The 16,923-nt window shown below is 68.0% G+C and carries 8 protein-coding genes and 2 pseudogenes; 5 read left to right on the forward strand and 5 right to left on the reverse strand.

The genetic code is table 11. The features are described from left to right. Positions 1-122: 122 nt before the first annotated feature. From ACZ68L_RS42830 to ACZ68L_RS42840, 3 genes are all read right to left on the reverse strand, one after another. Positions 123-6,053, reverse strand: coding sequence for a hypothetical protein (locus ACZ68L_RS42830; protein ID WP_469589288.1), 5,931 nt, complete (start codon positions 6,051-6,053; stop codon positions 123-125). 18 nt (positions 6,054-6,071) lie between these two features. Next, a complete protein-coding gene (locus ACZ68L_RS42835) occupies positions 6,072-8,207 on the reverse strand; it encodes a hypothetical protein (protein ID WP_469589290.1) in 2,136 nt (711 codons plus the stop codon). Between the two features lie 291 nt (positions 8,208-8,498). Then, positions 8,499-9,746 (reverse strand): ISL3 family transposase, encoded by a 1,248-nt coding sequence (locus ACZ68L_RS42840; RefSeq protein ID WP_469589315.1) that lies wholly within the window; start codon positions 9,744-9,746, stop codon positions 8,499-8,501. 456 nt (positions 9,747-10,202) lie between these two features. On the opposite strand from ACZ68L_RS42840, the gene ACZ68L_RS42845 reads away from it, so the two are divergent. From ACZ68L_RS42845 to ACZ68L_RS42865, 5 genes and pseudogenes are all read left to right on the forward strand, one after another. Next, the gene (locus tag ACZ68L_RS42845) at positions 10,203-11,411 is read left to right on the forward strand and encodes a tyrosine-type recombinase/integrase (protein WP_469589293.1); all 1,209 of its coding nucleotides are present in this window, start codon (positions 10,203-10,205) and stop codon (positions 11,409-11,411) included. A 514-nt stretch (positions 11,412-11,925) separates the two neighbouring features. Then, positions 11,926-12,183: pseudogene (locus tag ACZ68L_RS42850) on the forward strand (transposase); the annotation flags it as partial. After that, on the forward strand, positions 12,153-12,467 hold the full coding sequence (locus ACZ68L_RS42855; RefSeq protein WP_469589319.1) for a transposase: 315 nt from the start codon (positions 12,153-12,155) through the stop codon (positions 12,465-12,467). The pseudogene ACZ68L_RS42850 and the gene ACZ68L_RS42855, both read left to right, overlap by 31 nt. Further along, entirely contained in the window at positions 12,385-12,639 is a 255-nt protein-coding gene (locus ACZ68L_RS42860; protein WP_469589322.1) for a DUF397 domain-containing protein, read from the forward strand. The genes ACZ68L_RS42855 and ACZ68L_RS42860 overlap by 83 nt, the downstream gene beginning before the upstream one ends. A 20-nt stretch (positions 12,640-12,659) precedes the next feature. Next, positions 12,660-12,827, forward strand: a pseudogene (locus ACZ68L_RS42865) (DUF397 domain-containing protein); the annotation flags it as partial. Between the two features lie 106 nt (positions 12,828-12,933). On the opposite strand, the gene ACZ68L_RS42870 reads toward ACZ68L_RS42865, so the two are convergent. Next, on the reverse strand, positions 12,934-14,145 hold the full coding sequence (locus ACZ68L_RS42870; protein ID WP_469589296.1) for an ATP-grasp domain-containing protein: 1,212 nt from the start codon (positions 14,143-14,145) through the stop codon (positions 12,934-12,936). Continuing rightward, positions 14,142-16,919 carry a non-ribosomal peptide synthetase gene (locus ACZ68L_RS42875; protein ID WP_469589298.1) on the reverse strand — a complete coding sequence of 926 codons (2,778 nt, stop codon included), beginning with the start codon at positions 16,917-16,919 and terminating at the stop codon, positions 14,142-14,144. Before ACZ68L_RS42875 ends, ACZ68L_RS42870 begins: the two co-directional genes overlap by 4 nt. Positions 16,920-16,923 lie beyond the last annotated feature (4 nt).

A 16,923-nucleotide genomic window follows, 5' to 3' on the forward strand; every position in this document is an offset into this window, starting at 1 on the left:
AGAACCCCTCGACAAGGTTCATCGTCCCAGTTCAGAAGGCACTTTCGCGTTTCCGGCCACCACTTGACTCCGCCCCAACCGAAACGGCGAGGTTAACGATGTTTTGTGTGTCGCTGCGATGGTTAGCGTGGTCCGTGTGCACGCCAGGCAGTAGCGATGGTTGCTTCCAGCGCCGAGTCGTCGGTGCCGGGTGTCTCGGTCAGGGCTGACATGTGGCGCAGGGTGGCCAGTACGTCAGCGGCGTCGGGGTGTTCTGAAGTGAGGAGGTCGACGAGGTCGTCTTCGGACAGGGGCTCGTCGAGTTCGGACAGGTCGTGCAGGATGCCCTGCAGGGCCGGACCGGTGAGGGCGGCTGCTTCCAGAAGCTGGTTGGCACCGGCGGGGGTGGCGAGGGCGTCGTGCAGGGTGCGGCAGATGTCCGCTGCGCTGTGCCTCGTGGCGGCCAGCTCGGCGGCTTGATTGAGCAGCATCGGCCAACCGCCGGTCGTGGCGAAGAGGCGGCGGCGGTCTTCCGGGGCGTTGAAGGCGGTCAGGACATCGGTGGGGGTGACCCAACTGCGAATGCCGTCGGTGGTGGCGCGCTGCAGGGGGACAAGAATGTCCTCTTCCGCGTAGCGGGACAGGACCTCAAGGTGTTCGCGATTCCCGGCGTCAATGAGGGCGATGACGCAGCGGGTTACGCCGGAGGCGGGTTGGCGGGTGATGGCGTCGCGCAGAGCGGTATCGACGCGGTCGGGCTTGAAGTGTCGCATGTCACTGACGATCAGCCGGTGAGGGCTGCGGGCCTTGCCTGCGCTCAGCGCCTGGCGGTATGCGTGGGGTGTGGCCGGTTTGATCAGGGGGGCCAGCTCGCTGGGGGTGCGTTGCTGCTGGTCGGTCAGCGCGGCGGTGACGTCATCGAGGCAGGTGGCGTCGGTGCCAAGCACGATGCGCAGCGCGTTGTTGCGACGTACCAGACCTGCGATCTGCTGTTCCGTCAGGGGACTAATTCGGGCGCCGGGAAGCGGGCGCCGAGCCTGGCTGATGGACAGACGGGTGGAGATGTCGTTGGGGTCGTGAGCGTGGAGTTCTTCCTCGATGGCGTCCTGGGTACCCAAGAGTCGCAGGACGTTGGAGGAGCGCAGGCGCCAGCCGTCACGTTCGGTGGCCAGGATCCCCAGGCCCAGCATCTCTTCCAGCAGGACGCGGAACTCGTCGGCCGTGTGGTGGGTGAAGCTCTCGGGCCACCATTCAGCGCATTGCTGGCGCAGGGCGCGCGTGCTCATGCTGTGTTCGACGCCATGCGTGTGGGCGTTGTGCGCGATGAGCAATGCGATGACCTTGTAGCGGGGGTCGAGGTTGAGGTTGAGGCGCACGGTGTCGCGGATACGACGTCGCAGGTCCGGCGAGCCGACAACGCGTTCGAGGATGTCGTTGTCGATGGTCCAGGGCGGCCCATCGGGCGTGCGGCTGGCCAGTGCTTCGCTGACGAGGGCCTCGCCGGCGACCTGAAGGAGTTTCGGGTGGTAGTTGCAGTAGGCCAGCAGGCGGTGGATGAGGCTGTCGTGCGCGAAGTTGATCCCCAGGACTTCAGCGGGCTCCTGGAGTAGACGGTAGGCAGGGCCAGGGGAGAGGGGGCCGATGCCCAGGGCTTTGCCGAAGTGCGCCTCGGCGAGGGGTTGGTTGGGCAGACCGGCGAAGCGCTGGACCTGGTGCAGACCGGCGAAGACGGGCTTGAAGCGGCGTTCGGTCGCGCTCATCAGGTCCCGCAGGCGGGTGGTCTGAGGGAAGCCGGCGTCGGCTTCGGCGTCGAAGAAGGAGTCGCACTCGTCGAGCAGGAGCAGCAACCGTCGGGTCCGGTCCTGATCGAGCCAGGCCGTGACGGCATCCCGGACACGCCGAAACGCGGTGGAGGCGCGCCGGCCGGGTGCCAGACCGATCCCTGCCCGACCCAGCTCGGTGGAGATCATGTCCCAGATTTCCTCTGTGCCCGAGGCCAGGCTACTGGGCAGCGGTAGGTAGAGCGCGACATGACCTTCGGTGAGGGCGTGGCGGCGACCAGCGGCCCGTAGGAGGGCCGACTTTCCCAGCCTGCGCCCGCCGTACAAGAGACTGACACCGTGCTGGTCAGTGACGGCGGACAGTTCCTCGGCGCGACCGTAGAACATCTCCTCCGGCACGGCTTCGTTGGCGTCGGGGGTGTAGGGATTGATGGCACTGAACGGGGCCAGGATGCGTTCAGTCAAGGTGAACTGGCCACTGCCGCGGGAGGCCAGGTACGCCAGAGCAGCAGCGTCCAGTACCAGAACGGGTTTGGCGGGATGTTCGGCGCAGGCTGCGGCCAGGGCTCTGCGTTGAGCGGGAGATAGGGTGCCGATGAACGCGATCATGACGGGGATGGAGCTGGGATCTTGCTGGACCCAGGCGAGGAGCTTGGCAGCGTCGGTGACCTCGGACGTCATCAGTAGTCGCAGTCGGCCGTCCGCTTGCGTACCGAAAGCCGGCAGGCGAACCTTGCCGATCAGTGTCACGTCGCGAAGATCGACCCACCGGCGCAGGTTTGAGGCGACCGGCAGGCCGGGATCGGCCTCGCGCTCATATTCGATACCGGCCAGACGCAGAGCCGGGCTCAGTACGTAGGTGTTGGTGCGGACCTGGGCCCATCGGGTGGCAACGTGGTGCCAGGCAGTGAGTGCGGCCACGGCGATTTTGCGATCACCGGGGGACAGGGGGCCGAAGTCCAAGGGGCCCAGGCTGGTGCCGTTCTCGGCCGCGGTGATCACCGCGGGGGTGATGCCATCGGCCAGGGCTTGTGGGACCGCAGGGAAAAAGGCATCGAAGTCGGCCAGCGTGGTGTGCTGTGCACGTGGCGGCGTGTTCCCCTCGCGGGCCGCCAGCAAGTACTCTTCGGCCGTCGCAAGGTCACCCTCGACGATCAGCTGTCTTACAGCGTCGGTCAGTCGGGTGGGCGCGTCAGCCTCGTTGAGCTCCACGGTGGCCCGTTCCTGCAGGGACCGGGCGGCCTCGGCACCCAGAACAGTGAGTTCCTCGCGAATGGCCTCACACTCGCGGCGGACAGCACCGAGAGCATCGCCGGCCAGTGCGCTGTGCGCGGCTTCCATCCGGGCGGTGATCCGGGCGCGCCCGTGCTCGGGCACCCGGCCCAGCCGGGTGGCGGTGTCGATATCGCGCGTCAGTTCGCCGTGCAGGGTTTTGATCGCGCTGCCGCTATGGGCACGCCGGGTGTGCAACGTGGCACGCAGTTCGTCTGTCAGCGTTGGGGAAGTAGTGTCCGCTTGTTCCAGTGCGTCCAGGGCGATCCGGGCGATGGCGTAGTTCTCCCGGTCGATATTCGCGCGCACCGCCTGGGCCCAGTCGGCGCGGTCGGCGACTGTGACGTCGTCCAGCGTCGGGGTACGGGAAGGGACGAGGCGGGAGTTGAGCTCAAGGCCGGGGGCCCGCAGCAGGTCACTGTTCAGGACGGTGGACGGTTCAGGCTCGGTGCCGGTGAGGGTTCCGCCAGCCAAAAGCCGCACCGTTGTCTCAAGGCTCGACAAGCAGCTCCGTGCCGCGGCCGCGGTGAGGGACTTCGGGTCGGTCTCGGTCAGGGCGGTCAGCTCATCGGTCATGCCTTGGCGGTGCGGCTGGACCGCCTCGTGCAGGAACGAAAGAGGGTCGGTTGCACGGGGTTGGACCTGGGCGATGAGCACCAGCCACTGTTGGACTACGTCGAGGGAGTTGGCGGCGTACTGCAGTATTCGCGAGCGGGCAGCGTTCTTGAGTTTGCGGGATGTGCCTCGGGCTGCTTTGTCGTCAGCGTCCAAGAAGGTGGACAGCGCCCCGGGCGCACCCAGGTCCCGCAACTGCTGTCGGGTGCTGGTTGCCAAGTCCCGTCGGTCATCGGCCACTGCATGCAGCAGGGCGCCGATCCTGCCGTCGGGTGCCCACCACTGTTCGGCGAATTGCTTTGCCCGCAGGTTGCTGAGGTTGGGGCTGGTGCGCAGTTCGGCGCGGGCAGTGTCGCAGATGACGGCGAGGTCATCACCAGTATCGGGGCGGGCGGCCAGGACATTGAGAGTGGTTCGTCCAGACAACTGTCCCCGGGCGGACGCGTGAGCAATTGCGGTAGCGACCGCGCTGGTTCCGGGCAAGTCGTGCCACTGCGCAGCGATCTTCAAGGCGAGTTCGCCACTGTCGGGATCTCCTGCGAGCAGACCGGACCGGACGGCGGCGGCCAACACGATCAACTGATCGGCCAAGGAGTCCGGCACACCGTGCTGCAGCTGATCGGTCACCGCCGCACGTAGTTCGTGGGCACAGGCGCCGGTGTCCGAGCGCATGGCCTCGGCCAGGACCAGGGAGCGCAGCGCCGAGGCGGTGGCGAGGCTGCCGAGAGCGTTAGCGGCGTGGTGAGCGAGAGCTAGCTGGCCCCGCGCGGTCAGATCGGCAAGGAGGGGAGAGGCAGCAGGAGCAGGAAGACTGGCAGGCGTATCTGGCTTCGAGACTGCGAGTTCCGCCGTGGTGTGGGCGGCCGCTGGTCGCACTGGTGTGCGCTGCCTGTCGACGGTCACCGTACGGTCCGCCGAAGGAGCCGCTGAGGGCGGTGCTGGCTTGGAAGAACCAGCCGCCAGAGCTCCTGGCTCGACGTCGAACCCGTGACGGGGGACCGGGATCAGCGATGCATCAGTGTCTGAAGACTCCGCACCGTCGCTGGGCGGGATGCCACCTGGTTTCTGGAGGGGCGGGAGTTCCAAGGAAGCCGATACTTGTGGTGCCGGTTCGTGCGCGCCTCCTGGATCGTCCCCGCCTATCAGGTCGGCGCTGGTGGGAACAGATGGAACGACAGCCTTGCCGCGCAGTATCAAGGTCAACACAGGTGCGATGGCCGGGGGCAGTGTCTGACGCAGTCGCTCGGTCAGTGCGTCGGCACCATCGTCATCGTCCGACTCCACTGCGTACGCCAGCTCCGCGACCGTGGCCAGACATTCAGCCTCCTGAACCTGTTGAGGAGCCCACTTATTGACGGCCAACAACGACTCTGCGGCTGTACGAAGTTGTGCTATCGCTGGGTGTCCCACCGGGCCGCTCGCCGCTGTGACGCGCTGCAGGATCTCCCGTAGTGCGTAATCCTGGTCAGCCGCAGCTCCCAGTGTCTCCAGCGCATCCAGCAGGCCCGGAAGGTCCTGCTCCGGATACGGCCCGGGCTCGTGCAGTGCCAGCGCTACTTCGGTGTGCACCTCATCGACAACCTGCCTTACCTGCGTGACAGGTTGTAGCAGGTCAGGGGGGACCACCCTGCCTGCCGCCAGCAAGGTCGCAGCCTCGGATACGACCTGGGTGGCCGACGCAAAGGCATCACGCAATCGTTCGGCCTGCGTCGTACAGGCTGCTGTGGTACTCAGATCGATGGTGCTGACAGGTTCATCCGGTACCGTGGGTTCCTCTCTATCGACGGGCGGCTCCACCGGCCGAGGAGCTGGTTCGGACGCCGTGCTGTCGATCGGACGGCTTCGATGGGCTTCCTCGAATGCCTGGCAGGCCCGCACAATGGCGTCGGCATCCTCGGCAGGCCACGACGACAGGGGATGGTCGCGCAGCACCAAGTGCAGCAATGGGACCGCAAGGTGTGTGACCCTCCACTGAACCAGACCGGTAAGCAGTAGTACGGTCCGGTCCGGAGCCAGCTCTTCCAATCCGGAAAGGTCTTGGTCAGACCCCTGTTCCAACCAGGTGGACAGTCCGTCCCACATACCGTCGAGCGTGGGCTGGGTGAGCGTGCCGATGGTGTGTGTCTGTTGAGCCCCTTCGCTGCGCCGCAAGGCTCCCAGCGCCTGCCGTACCGCGTGGGTGCTCGGTTGCCCGACCGATGGAGTGCGCAACTCCTGCAGAACCGCGGTGCGGTTCTTACGGCTGAGGCGTTCCAGCATTGAGGAGAGCTGCTCCTCGGTGACCAGTGCCAGCACATCCCCGACGGGGTCAGGCAGTTCTGCGACGGCCTGCTCCAGGGCCAAGTACTGGGTGCGTTGCGGCTCAGCAAGAGTGTGATGCGGGGTACGCGGCGTGCGTCGTGCCACAGGATTCCTTTCAGTAGTTCAGCGCTGCAGATGCTGGTGCCAGGCGGGGGCCTGTCCCTCGCCCCTGCGATGGCCGCGTACGAATGTGTGTCCCTCGGGTAGCTCGGTGTCAGCGTCAGGGCCGTCGACCTCGATACGCCACTGGGCATATCGCGCACGTGCAGCGGGGGTGGCGTTGTGCCCGTCCGGCAGCCTGCGTTCCCAGGGGCGCCGCCAGTGCCGTATTTGCCGCACGGCCGTATCGGCGCCCACGGCGATTCGCTGTGCCTCCCGGGCCTCTTCGGTGTCGGGCCACCAGGTAAACACCTCCGGCAGCACGCCGTCGTGAGCGACGATCGTGCGGGTAAGGAGACCAGCCGCCGCCATGTCCTCGCAGGTGTGGATCACCGTCCACAACAAGGGCGGCGTGACCACATCCGGGCCGAACATTGCCGCACTCAACTGCTGGCCGTCCAACGACCGGGAGCGGGCCGTACCGACCCTTCCATCACGCAACAATGCAGCCACGATCAGTACCTCCAGTGCCGTCACCGGCGGCCGATGCCCCCCACCGGTCGGCCGATGCGTCGGCGACCCGGGACTCAACGGCGGGGGCGGGATATCCAGCAGGCCCCACGCCTCGGCCAGCAGCACCGGGTCGAAGCACCAGGCCAGGAGAGCGTCCCCCACCCGCACGGGATCGGGTAGGAGCGTCGTGGTGACTATCAATTGCCGGCCGGAGCGCGCAGCAGCCACAGTGACTTTGATGCCGGGGTAGAAGGAATCCGGCCAGTTCACGGATACCAGCCCGCCGGGCCCTCGTTGCGTATGCTGCCGGGCTAGATCACGATCCAACAGCTGGCCGCTGTGGTGTACCTCCAGCGTCAAAGGCCCCTTGCCTAACAGCGACGGCACCGCATCCGGCAGCGGCAGTCGCCCGGCCGACAGGTCCGCCTCTGATAGAGCCACCGAAACCACCAGCAGCGCTTCGTCCAGATGCTCCACATGCACCACAGAGTCGGTCTGCCTAGGGCTGGCGCTGCCCGTGCGTTTGGCAGCGCCAGGTAGGAGATGCTCCAGATGCCCCAAGCCAGCTGGCGTCAACGGGTCGCAGTCCGCCAACACCGCGTCAACCGGCAGCGTTTGAGCCCGCCAGATGCCGCCCTGCTGCCAACTGTCATCGATCCGCAAGTCCACGTTGCGGCGCAGATCGCCTGCGGTGGCCTGGTAGGCCAGCGCAAGGTTGGCATCAACCACTGCCGAGGCCGCCGCGGTGAGCTCCAACGCGTGCTCATCACCCACCTCGCGTTCCCAACCAGCCAGCACCGGCCATACCGCGGTGTAGCGTGGCGAACCTCCCGGGGCCGGTCGTGTGAACCGATCCACCATCTCTGCTGCCACCGGGCCGGACGCGAACTGCTGATGCCGGTCAACAGGCTGTGCATACAGGTCCCATACAGCCAACCCCGGAGCCTGGCGCAACAACTCCTCCAAGGTTCTGAAGCACTCCTGCAGAGCACGCTCCGCCGCCACGGTGTCCGCAGAGTCCTGGAGTAACGGGCCCAGGTCTCCCGCCGCCAGCAACCGCTGTCCCGGGCCCATGAGAAACTGCCGGTACAGCCCGCTGTGGTCCCGCCCGGACATAAGACCGCTCGTGTCGGCAGTCCCCACCAAGTGGCCCCACCGGTTCACTACCCCAGCAGGGGACCTACGCATTCGGGCAAGTTCCTTGTGCTCAACGGACGTCAACGCTCCAAGAGCGTCCCAGTCAATTACCGCACGCGCGAGCGCGACCTCCGGCCCACCCGAAAACGGTGCTCCCGACAGTGCGCCCGGAGTCCATCCGTCCTCCTCGACGTCGGGCGAGGCACCGAACGACGCACAGACCTCTCCCCACAATGAGTGCGCTCCACGCTCTATTCGCACAAAGGAACCCACCGGCGGCAGCGGATTCCGGATATCGGAGCCCAGGAGAGTGAACGCCTCCGGGTCAAGGGTGCCTGTGCTGTAGGCGCCGGCATCAAGGTCATATCCGAAGTACACGGCGTTGAACGCGGTGCACACGTGTAAAGGCCCACGCCGCACCCGCGCCACGTCTTCGAGGAAGGCGACCAACTCCTCCTTCACCTCACCCGGCATCGCGTCGCAGCCCAGAGTCAGCTCATGGAAGGACAACGGCGCACCCCTCGCTGGCAGCCCCATATCCGGTGGCTCCGTATCCGGCCCGCGGTCGTGACCCAGCGACGACCACGGATCGCACTACAGGTGATTGGCAACATCACGTCCCCCGCGCTTTCTTCTGCCCCGTACTGATTTTTAGCGCACTACTCGGACATCCACCCCCCACTTGGTGCTCTTTCCTGCAAAATGTGGCCGCACTGCCCACCTGTGGGATGTCTCTCTGATCAGGCGGGAGTGTCTTGTTTTTGGCTCTGTCCCGTAGTCGGTGGTGACGGTGGGTGACTGTCAGGCGAGCAGGATGCGGTGGCGGAGGAGGTCGAATCCCGCGCGTCCATGCATCTGTCTCATGATCCGTTTGGTGCGGGTGTTGACGCCCTCGGTGCGGCCGTTGTGGTAGGGCAGGGTGAGGCCGGCGTTGACGGCGAGCCGGTCAATTTCGAGGCCGTTGGTGAAGCTGTGCAGGTGGGGCAGCGCTGCGGCGCGAGCGGTCGTGATCCACTCGGTGAGCTTCAGGTCGTTTCCCTCGGCTGGTTTCAGCAGGGTCGCGAAGACGTGTATGAGATCGGCAAGCTGGGTCATCTCCGGGCAAGCCGCGGTGATCTTCTCCAGCAGTGCCATTTCCTTCAGCCGCAGGTTTTCGGGGTTGGTAAGGAGAAGGCGGCCTGCGTGACGGGGCGTGGTGACGGGTCGGTCGCCTTCGGCGCGGCCTTGGTTGAGGTAGCGGACCAGCAAATTGGCGCTGCCGGTGTAGCCCAGGTCTCGGATCTCGCGCACCAGGTGGGTGACGGGGACGGCGGGGTCGGCTCGGCGTCGCTCGCGAAGGTGGTCGCGGTAGGGGTCGACGAGGGTCGGCCGGTAGGCGGGGGTGAGACGCAGGGCCTGGGGTTCGGGCATGCGGGCGTAGCGTTTGACGGTGTTCAGAGCCAGGCTGAGGCGGCGGGCGCATTCGAGTAGGCCAACGCCCTGGCCGAGGAGATCGTGGATCTTGTTCCAGCGTACGCGGGTGGTCTGCTCGCGTATGCCGCCGGGGCGGGGCGGGTTGATGGTGGCCCAGCAGCCGGCATGCGCGCGGATCTCGAGCAGGACCTTGTCGCAGAGGTTGCGCCAGAGGTGCCAGCGGTCGCTGACCTGCACCGCGTCGGGCAGAGTGCGGCGGATGGCCTCGGCGTAGGTGGCCGATCCGTCCCGGCACACGACCTCGGCACCAGGATGTTCGCGCAGCCACTTCTCCAGGGTGTCCGCGGTGCGGTCGGACAACACGTCGATCCGCTCTCCGGTCTCGGCGTTGGTCAGGATGGTGGCGTAGCGGTGACGTCGCTTGAGCGCGAAGTCATCCACTCCGATTACCCGTGGGACCGCCCGCCGGGGCAGCGGCAGACGCCGCAGATGGTGCAGCGCGGTACTGCGGGAAACGTGCACGGCCAGCAGGATGGCAAGACGGGTCGCCGCCCGGCCGCATAACTCCCGTGCCACCTGAGCGTCGCCGCCATTCGCCACGTCCTCGATGACCAGCGCCGAAAGCCCGGAAAACACTGTCCTGACAGGGGAGTTGACATCCTTCACGAGATCATGATCGTGAACGACTACTCGACTTCACCACCGACTACGAGACAGAGCCAAGAACAAGACACTCCCGCTGATGATGGATCGTTGGCACCCGTCGTGTGCTGTGCGCCTCCTGACCTTGCGTTCGACGGGGTGACTCTCGAGGGCGGTCCGCATAACTGCGACGGGCAAGCTCTCCCCTCGCGAGGTGGTACATAGCAGACGATCCCCGGTTTCCGAAACCGGGGATCGTCCGGAGTATTGGGGGTGTTCGCACTCGGCTGTGCTTGGCAGCGGAGCGGTGGCGGATGCGGCAGGCAGCGTCGTAAACCCCGGACGGGGAGAGCGCTGTTGTCTGCTGCCCTGATGACTGCGGTGCCCTTAGCTGCAATGCGGCGGCGCCTTCGCTGATGTGGAGTTTCCACGCCCCCTGAAGGAGAGTGAGTGATCCTGTCTGATCCGATCAAGAGGCTGCCGCCGAACGCGAAGGGGCAGGTCCGGTACCGATTTGTGGTCGACGTCGGGATCCATCCGGCCACTGGGAAGCGTAAGCAGTTGACGCGTACCTTCGGCACGCTCAGGGAGGTGGAGGCCGAGTACGCGCGTATCACGGTGCGGAGTCACGAAGGGGCGCTGGTGCCATCCCACACGATGACCGTGAACGAGTGGCTCGATCAGTGGCTCGCGAAGAAGGCGGAGGACCTGGAAGAGTCGACGATCTCCACCTACAGGGTGACCCTGGACCGTGTCCGGGGCAGGCTTGGGCACATCCGGCTTCAAGAGCTCACCGAGGACGATGTCGAGGCGTGGATGCTGTGGGCGCTTCGGGAGGGCCGGGTACGCGACACGAAAGCCGGGCCTGGGCTTGGGGTCACCTCGGTGGAGATGTCCCTCACGCGGCTGAAGGAGGCCCTCAACCGGGCCGTGACACGACGTCTGGTCGCGGTGAATGTCGCCCAGGAAGTCACGATCCCCCGGAAGGTGCGCAAGGCCGAGCGCAAGGCCAAGGCAGAGGTGCCACCCTGGAGTGTCGCGGAGGTCCGTGCCTTCGTGCTTGCAGTGAAGGACCACTGGCTGTACGCCCCCTTCCTCCTCTCGCTGATGGGTCTGCGCCCGGCGGAGGTATGCGGCATGCGCTGGGCCGATCTGGATCTGGACCAAGCCACCCTGGCCGTTGCCAACACCCGCACATTGATGGGGAACACGACCGTGGTGGAGAAGGACACGAAGTCGATCGGCGGCGAGCGGAGCCTTCCGCTGCCTGCTCCCGTCAGAGAGGCCCTCAGGAGCTTTGAGGCCGCTCGGACAGCGGAGAGGCTGGCGGCAGGGCGGGCGTACGAGGGCAGCGGGTATGTGCTGGTGGACGTGCTCGGGGCTCCACTCGACGTGCGGCAGTTGCGCGAGCAGGCGTACAAGGTCATGGCCGACAACGCGCTGCGGCGAGTGCGTTTGTACGATGCCCGCGCGAGTTGCTTCACCTACCTGGCGAACCATGGGGTTCCCGACCACCTTCTCGCCCGCTGGGCGGGGCACGCCGACGTCAGGACGACGAAGCGCTGGTACGTGAAACCGGACGTGGAGGACCTCCGCTCGGCAGCGGATGTTTGGAGTGGTCTGACCGTTCCCCCGACCCCTGTCGTGAGAGAAATGTGAGACGTGGGAGCGTGGTCGGGTGAGTGAGACGACTACGAATACCCTGCAATACCGCTTTGACGGGCCAGAAGACCCACCAGTCCTGATTCTGGGCCCTTCCCTTGCGACAACATGGCACAGGTTGTAACGGCCGTCCATCGGCGTCCAGCCATTCCAGCTCGGGCACGAAATCGCAGGTCAGGGCCTTCCGGCTCGGGTGGGTCCGCCCAGTTGGTGACAGCCGTGTGATAGCGGGTGATACGGCGGAGCCCCGTCGGGAACCATCCCGACGGGGCTCCTGCACGGAGCGGGCTACGACGTGGTGCGGCGTCCGGCACGGGAACCGACGTACGCGGGCTCCCCGCTCCGGAGCACCGGGAGCAAGGACGCGGGGCATAACGAGGCCCGGTCGACCCCACGGCACGTCGTTCGCTCCAGCTCGCGGAATTGCTTTGCCTCAGCGAACGGGACTAGTCCCAATACCGGTGATTTAGACGCCATTTCAGTTAGCATGATCTTGCGGCAGCCTGGGGTGATGACTGCTGCGCTTGTCGAACGGTTGGCGCCGGAAGACCTGTGGGAGTTGTTCCAGCGGGTGGTCCCGCCGGCTCCGGAACGCCCGCAGGGTGGTGGACATCGTCGGCGAGGGGACCGGGAGGTGCTGGCGGCGATCATCTTCGTGGCCACCTCGGGCTGCACCTGGAACCAACTGCCGCTGGGTTTCGGGCTGTCGGGCGTAACGGAATTCCGCCGGTTCACCGAATGGAGCGAGGCACGTGTGTGGGCCAAGCAGGCTTTTCCGACGCCGGCGTGGATGGAGAGCCGGGGCGGCCGGCCCGAGGGCTACTGCCACCGCCAGATACTCGACGCGGTCCGCTACCTGGTCGCGACAACAGGATCAAGTGGCGGTCCCTGCCCGCGGACTTCCCGCCCTGGGCCCGCGTCTACGCGTTCTTCCGCCGCTGGCGCGACCACGGCCTGGTGCGGGAACTGCATGATCGGCTTCGTGAGCGTGTCCGTCGGGCGGAGGGCAGAGAAACGGAGCCGACGGCGGCCATCGTGGACTCGCAGTCGTAAGAGCAGCTACAGCAACCAGGACGGAGGCGAGTGCATAGAGGTCTCCGACAACCAGGCCACCGTCATCCCCGTACGGGACAGCAAGACCCCCCTCGGCCCGGTCCTCATGTTCCCCGCCGAAGGCTGGACCACCTTCATCAAGGCCGTACAGAAGGGGCAGTTGAGCAACTGATGCCCTGACGAAGAAGCAGCTACAGCAACTCCGACGGCGGCGCCTGCATCGAGGTCAACGACGACCGCGCCGCCGTCGTCCCCGTACGCGACAGCAAGGTGCCCCACGGCCCGAACCTCTCGTTCGCCGCCGACCGCTGGAGTACCTTCGTCACGGCGGTGAATAACGGCCTCCCGAGCAACCCGTAGGTCACTCGCGCCTCAAGGTCGGAGACCGCACCACCTGTGCCGGGCGGAACGCCGGGACGGCCGCGGGGGCTTCCCGGCGTCGTCCCGCCCGGTCCTTACGCCGGCCTCACAGGGTCCGCAGCACCTCCAGCCGGACGGCCTCGGAAGCCTTGTCCAGATCGGCGCGGCACTGCTGCTCGCTCTCCGCCGCCACGGTGATCAGCGCGTACCGGCTGGACACATGACCGGCCGGGGGCAGTCTGAGTTCCTGGCCCGGCAGCGCGATCGCCACCGCCGAGTCCACCGAGTCGGGCAGCGCGCCCGGTTCGAGGCGCACCTCGCGCGCGATGCAGTCCGCCTCCGGGTACAGGAACCGCACGGCGGCAACCTGATGATGGCGTACCGTCAGATCCGGTCGGCGCCCGCAGGCCACCTGCGCGGCGGTGCGTGCCGCGTCGACGCCGAGGGCGAGCCGTCCGATGTCGGGGATGCGGTCGCCGCCGATGCGGGCGTTGATCTCGACGACCTTCGGGCCGTCGGCGGTGAGCCGCAGCTCGGTATGGGTCCAGCCCGTGGTGAAGCCCACCGCGGTGTGTGCCGCCTGGACCGTCTCCAGCACCTGCGGGTCCGACAGGAGTGGGTCCCGGCCGTCGACGAGATGGCCGGTCTCCTCGAAGTACGGCGGGAATCCGCATTCCTTGCGGGCCACGAACGCCGGTGTCATACGGCCCTCGTGCCAGGCGGCGTCCACACTGATCTCGGGGCCGTCCAGGTACTCCTCCACCAGAACGTCGCCGGGCGCCACCTCCACCGCTCCCGGTGCGGTGGCCGCCCGGGCGAGCCGGAAGGCACGGGCCAGCGCATCCGCCGACTCGACCTTCACCACTCCGGTGCTGGCGTTCAGCGCGCGTGGTTTGAGCACCAGCGGATAGCCCACCCGCGCGGCTACGGCGCGCGCCTGCGGCAGCGACGTCACCAGGACCGACCCGGCCTGCGGCACCCCGGCGCGGGCCAGGGCCTCCCGAGTGGCCCGCTTGTCCCGGCAGCACAGGGCCGCCTCAGGTCCCGCGCCCGGCAGCCCGAGCGCCTCCGCCAACCGGGCGGTCTGCACGACCCGAGTGTCGTCCCAGGTCAGCACGCCCTCGCAGGAGAGCGCTCGGGCCGCTTCGCGCAACGCCGTGACATCCGCGGTGTCCACCACGGTGTGCCCGCGCAGAAACGGTGCCTCCCAGGTCGGCGCCCGGTCGGCGAGCAGGTGGACGTCGTACTCCTCGGCCACGGAGCGGAGCAGGTACCCGCGGTAGGCCTGCGATCCGGCACCGATCAGCAGCAGGGTCACGCGCGTGCCTCCGGCGCTTCCAGGACCGCGCTGAGGGCAGTCACCGTGCGGTGCAGATACAGCTGGGGCAGCGGGAACGTGGGCAGGCCCTGCTCCCGCATCGCCGCCAGCAGGCGCACGCCGAGCAGGGAGTTGCCGCCGAGCGCGAAGAAGTCGTCGTCCGGGCCGACCCGGAAGCCGAAGAGCTTCTCCCATACCGCGCGCAGACGTGAGGGCAGGTCGTCACCGACGGTCTCGGGCGCACCGGCGGCCTCGTCCGCGAGCGGCAGGGGCAGCCGGGCGGTGTCCACCTTGCCGTTGGGGGTCAGCGGCAGTGCCGACAGCTCGGTGAGCGTGGACGGCACCATGTGGTCGGGCAGGAAGCGGGCCGCGTGCCGGCGTACCTCCTGGAGGTCACCGGTGGCGGTGCCGTCGGCGCGGAAGACGACATAGCCGTCCAGCCGGGCCCCTGCCGTGTCCCCGTCGGCGCCCTCGCGGAGCACCACAGCCGCCGCATCGACGGCCGGCGCGTCGAGCAACCGGGCGCGGATCTCGTCCAGTTCGATACGGAAGCCGCGCAGCTTCACCTGGTTGTCGAGTCGGCCGAGATGTTCCAGCCGGCCGTCGGGCAGCAGTCGCCCGCGGTCGCCGCTGCGGTACATCGGTTCCGGTGCGTGCGGGTCGGGCAGGAAGCGCTGCCCGGTCAGCTCCGGACGGTTGAGGTACCGTCCGGCCACGCCCTGGCCCCCGACGTAGATCTCGCCCGGCACACCGGGCGGCAGCTCGCGGCCCTCGGGGTCGAGGACGTACACATGCCAGCCGGGCAGGGGGCGGCCCACGGACCGGGAGCCGGTGAGCGCCTCACGCCGGGTGACGGTCTGCGCGGTGACGTGCACGGTGGTCTCGGTGATGCCGAACATGTTGACGAGGCGGCACTCCTGCTCCGGGTGGCGGTCCAGCCAGAACCTGAGGGGACGGGTGTCCAGGGGTTCGCCGCCGAAGACCACGAGGCGCACCGAGCCGGAGATCCGCTCCTCCCGGTCCACCTGCGTCAACTGCGCGAAGGCACTCGGCGTCTGGCTGAGCACGGTGACCCGCTCGTCGGCGAGCAGCGCGGCGAACTGCCGGGGGTCCCGCGAGGCCCAGTACGGTACGACGACCAGCCGGCCGCCTGTCATGAGGCAGCCCCAGATCTCCCACACCGAGAAGTCGAACGCGCTGGAGTGGAAGAGCGTCCACACGTCATCGGTGCCGAGCCCGAAATCGTCCTTGGTGGCGGCGAGCAGCGCGGCGACGTTGCGGTGCGCTACTCCGACACCCTTGGGACGGCCGGTGGAACCCGAGGTGTAGATGACGTAGGCCGGGGCGCCGGCGGACGGCGGCGCCGCCGCGTCGTCCGGCTGCTGCGTCGAGGCGAGGGCCGAGGGCGGCACGAGCCGGACGTCCTCGCCGCGCGGGAACTCCCCGGACTCGGTCACCACCAGGCGCAGTTCGGCGTCCTGGGTGGTGTAGGCAAGTCGTTCCTGCGGAAGGGCGGGGTCCATCGGGACGTAGGTGGCGCCCGCCTTGAGCACGGCGAGCAGCACCACCACCAGATCGAGTGAGCGCTCCAGGCAGACGCCGACCCGGTCGCCGGCCCGCACGCCCAGGTTCCGCAGTCCGGCGGCGTATCCGGCGGACTCCTGATCGAGCTGCCGGTAGGTCAGCGTCCGGTCCTCGAAGGTGACGGCGGGTGCGTCCGGGCGTTGCCGCGCCCAGCCGCTCACGGTCTGCTCGATCCGGTCGTCGGACACGTGGACCGTGCGCCCCAGGCCTCCCAGCCGGGCCAGAGCGTGGCGTTGGGAGTCGTCGAGCAGAGCGAGGCCGGCCAGCGGGGTGCCGGGATCGGCCGCCACCAAGGAGCGGTGGGCGGTGGCCAGCATGCCGGTGAGCCAGCGCACCGCGTCGTCGTCGAAGGCGGAGCGCCGGTAGCGGCAGGTCCCGGCGAGGACCGTGGAGCCGTCGTCGGTGAAGTGCACCGACAGGTGGTGCAGGGGGGTGAGGAAAGGGCGGACGTCGATGGTCTCCGCCTTCACTCCCTCGCCGGTGAGTGCCTCGGGCGCGTCGGTGGTGAACAGGCCGACCACGGGGGCGGGGCCGGGTGCCGGGACGGCCTGACGTACACGTTCCAGGTACTGCGCGACGGTCAGCGACCCGTCGGCGGTGAAGGTGAGGGCGTGTTCCGCGTCCACCCCGATCCACACCTCGTCGCGCCCGGTGCAGCGGGCCAGCACCAGGCCCAGCGCGGCCCGCAGGGTGAGTTCGGCGGGCAGGCCGCCGTCTGCGGGCACCGTGAAGGTGTGCCGGCCGGTGCTCGGGTCACCGTCCGTGCCGAGCCCCCATGCGGGTGCCTCCGTGCGGTCGAGCGCGTTCACCGCCTCGCGCAGCCGCTCGCCGTGCTCCGTCGGCACCGGGGCCGGCGCGTCCGCGTCGCCGAGGACCGCCTGGACGAGGTGGTAGGGGTCGGCCAGGACCGCGCGGTGGGCGACCACGACCAGGTCGGCCACCGCGTCCGTGTAGCGCAGCAGCACGGCTCGCAGGCCGGGGCCGACGTGTGGGTCCACGGAGCGGGACAGTTCGCGTTCCCGGTGCAGGGCGGCGGCCTCGCTGTCGGCGTCGCCCACCACGTCCTGCACCCACAGGCGGGCGCCGCCCGCGGCGTGTGCGAGCGCGCGGCCGAGCTGTTGCGGGTCGGCCCCGGTGTGCACGCGGAGCGCGACGGCCTGGCACAGCCGGTCCGTATCGGTCTTCCTCATCGCT

Source organism: Streptomyces sp. NPDC104309, from assembly GCF_055584025.1.

Excerpts from the sequence above, each read along its gene's own strand:
- ACZ68L_RS42855 (WP_469589319.1), top strand. The coding sequence starts at position 12,153 with ATGGAGCGAGGCACGTGTGTGGGCCAAGCAGGCTTTTCCGACGCCGGC.
- ACZ68L_RS42860 (WP_469589322.1), top strand. The coding sequence starts at position 12,385 with ATGATCGGCTTCGTGAGCGTGTCCGTCGGGCGGAGGGCAGAGAAACGG.
- ACZ68L_RS42875 (WP_469589298.1), bottom strand. The coding sequence starts at position 16,919 with ATGAGGAAGACCGATACGGACCGGCTGTGCCAGGCCGTCGCGCTCCGC.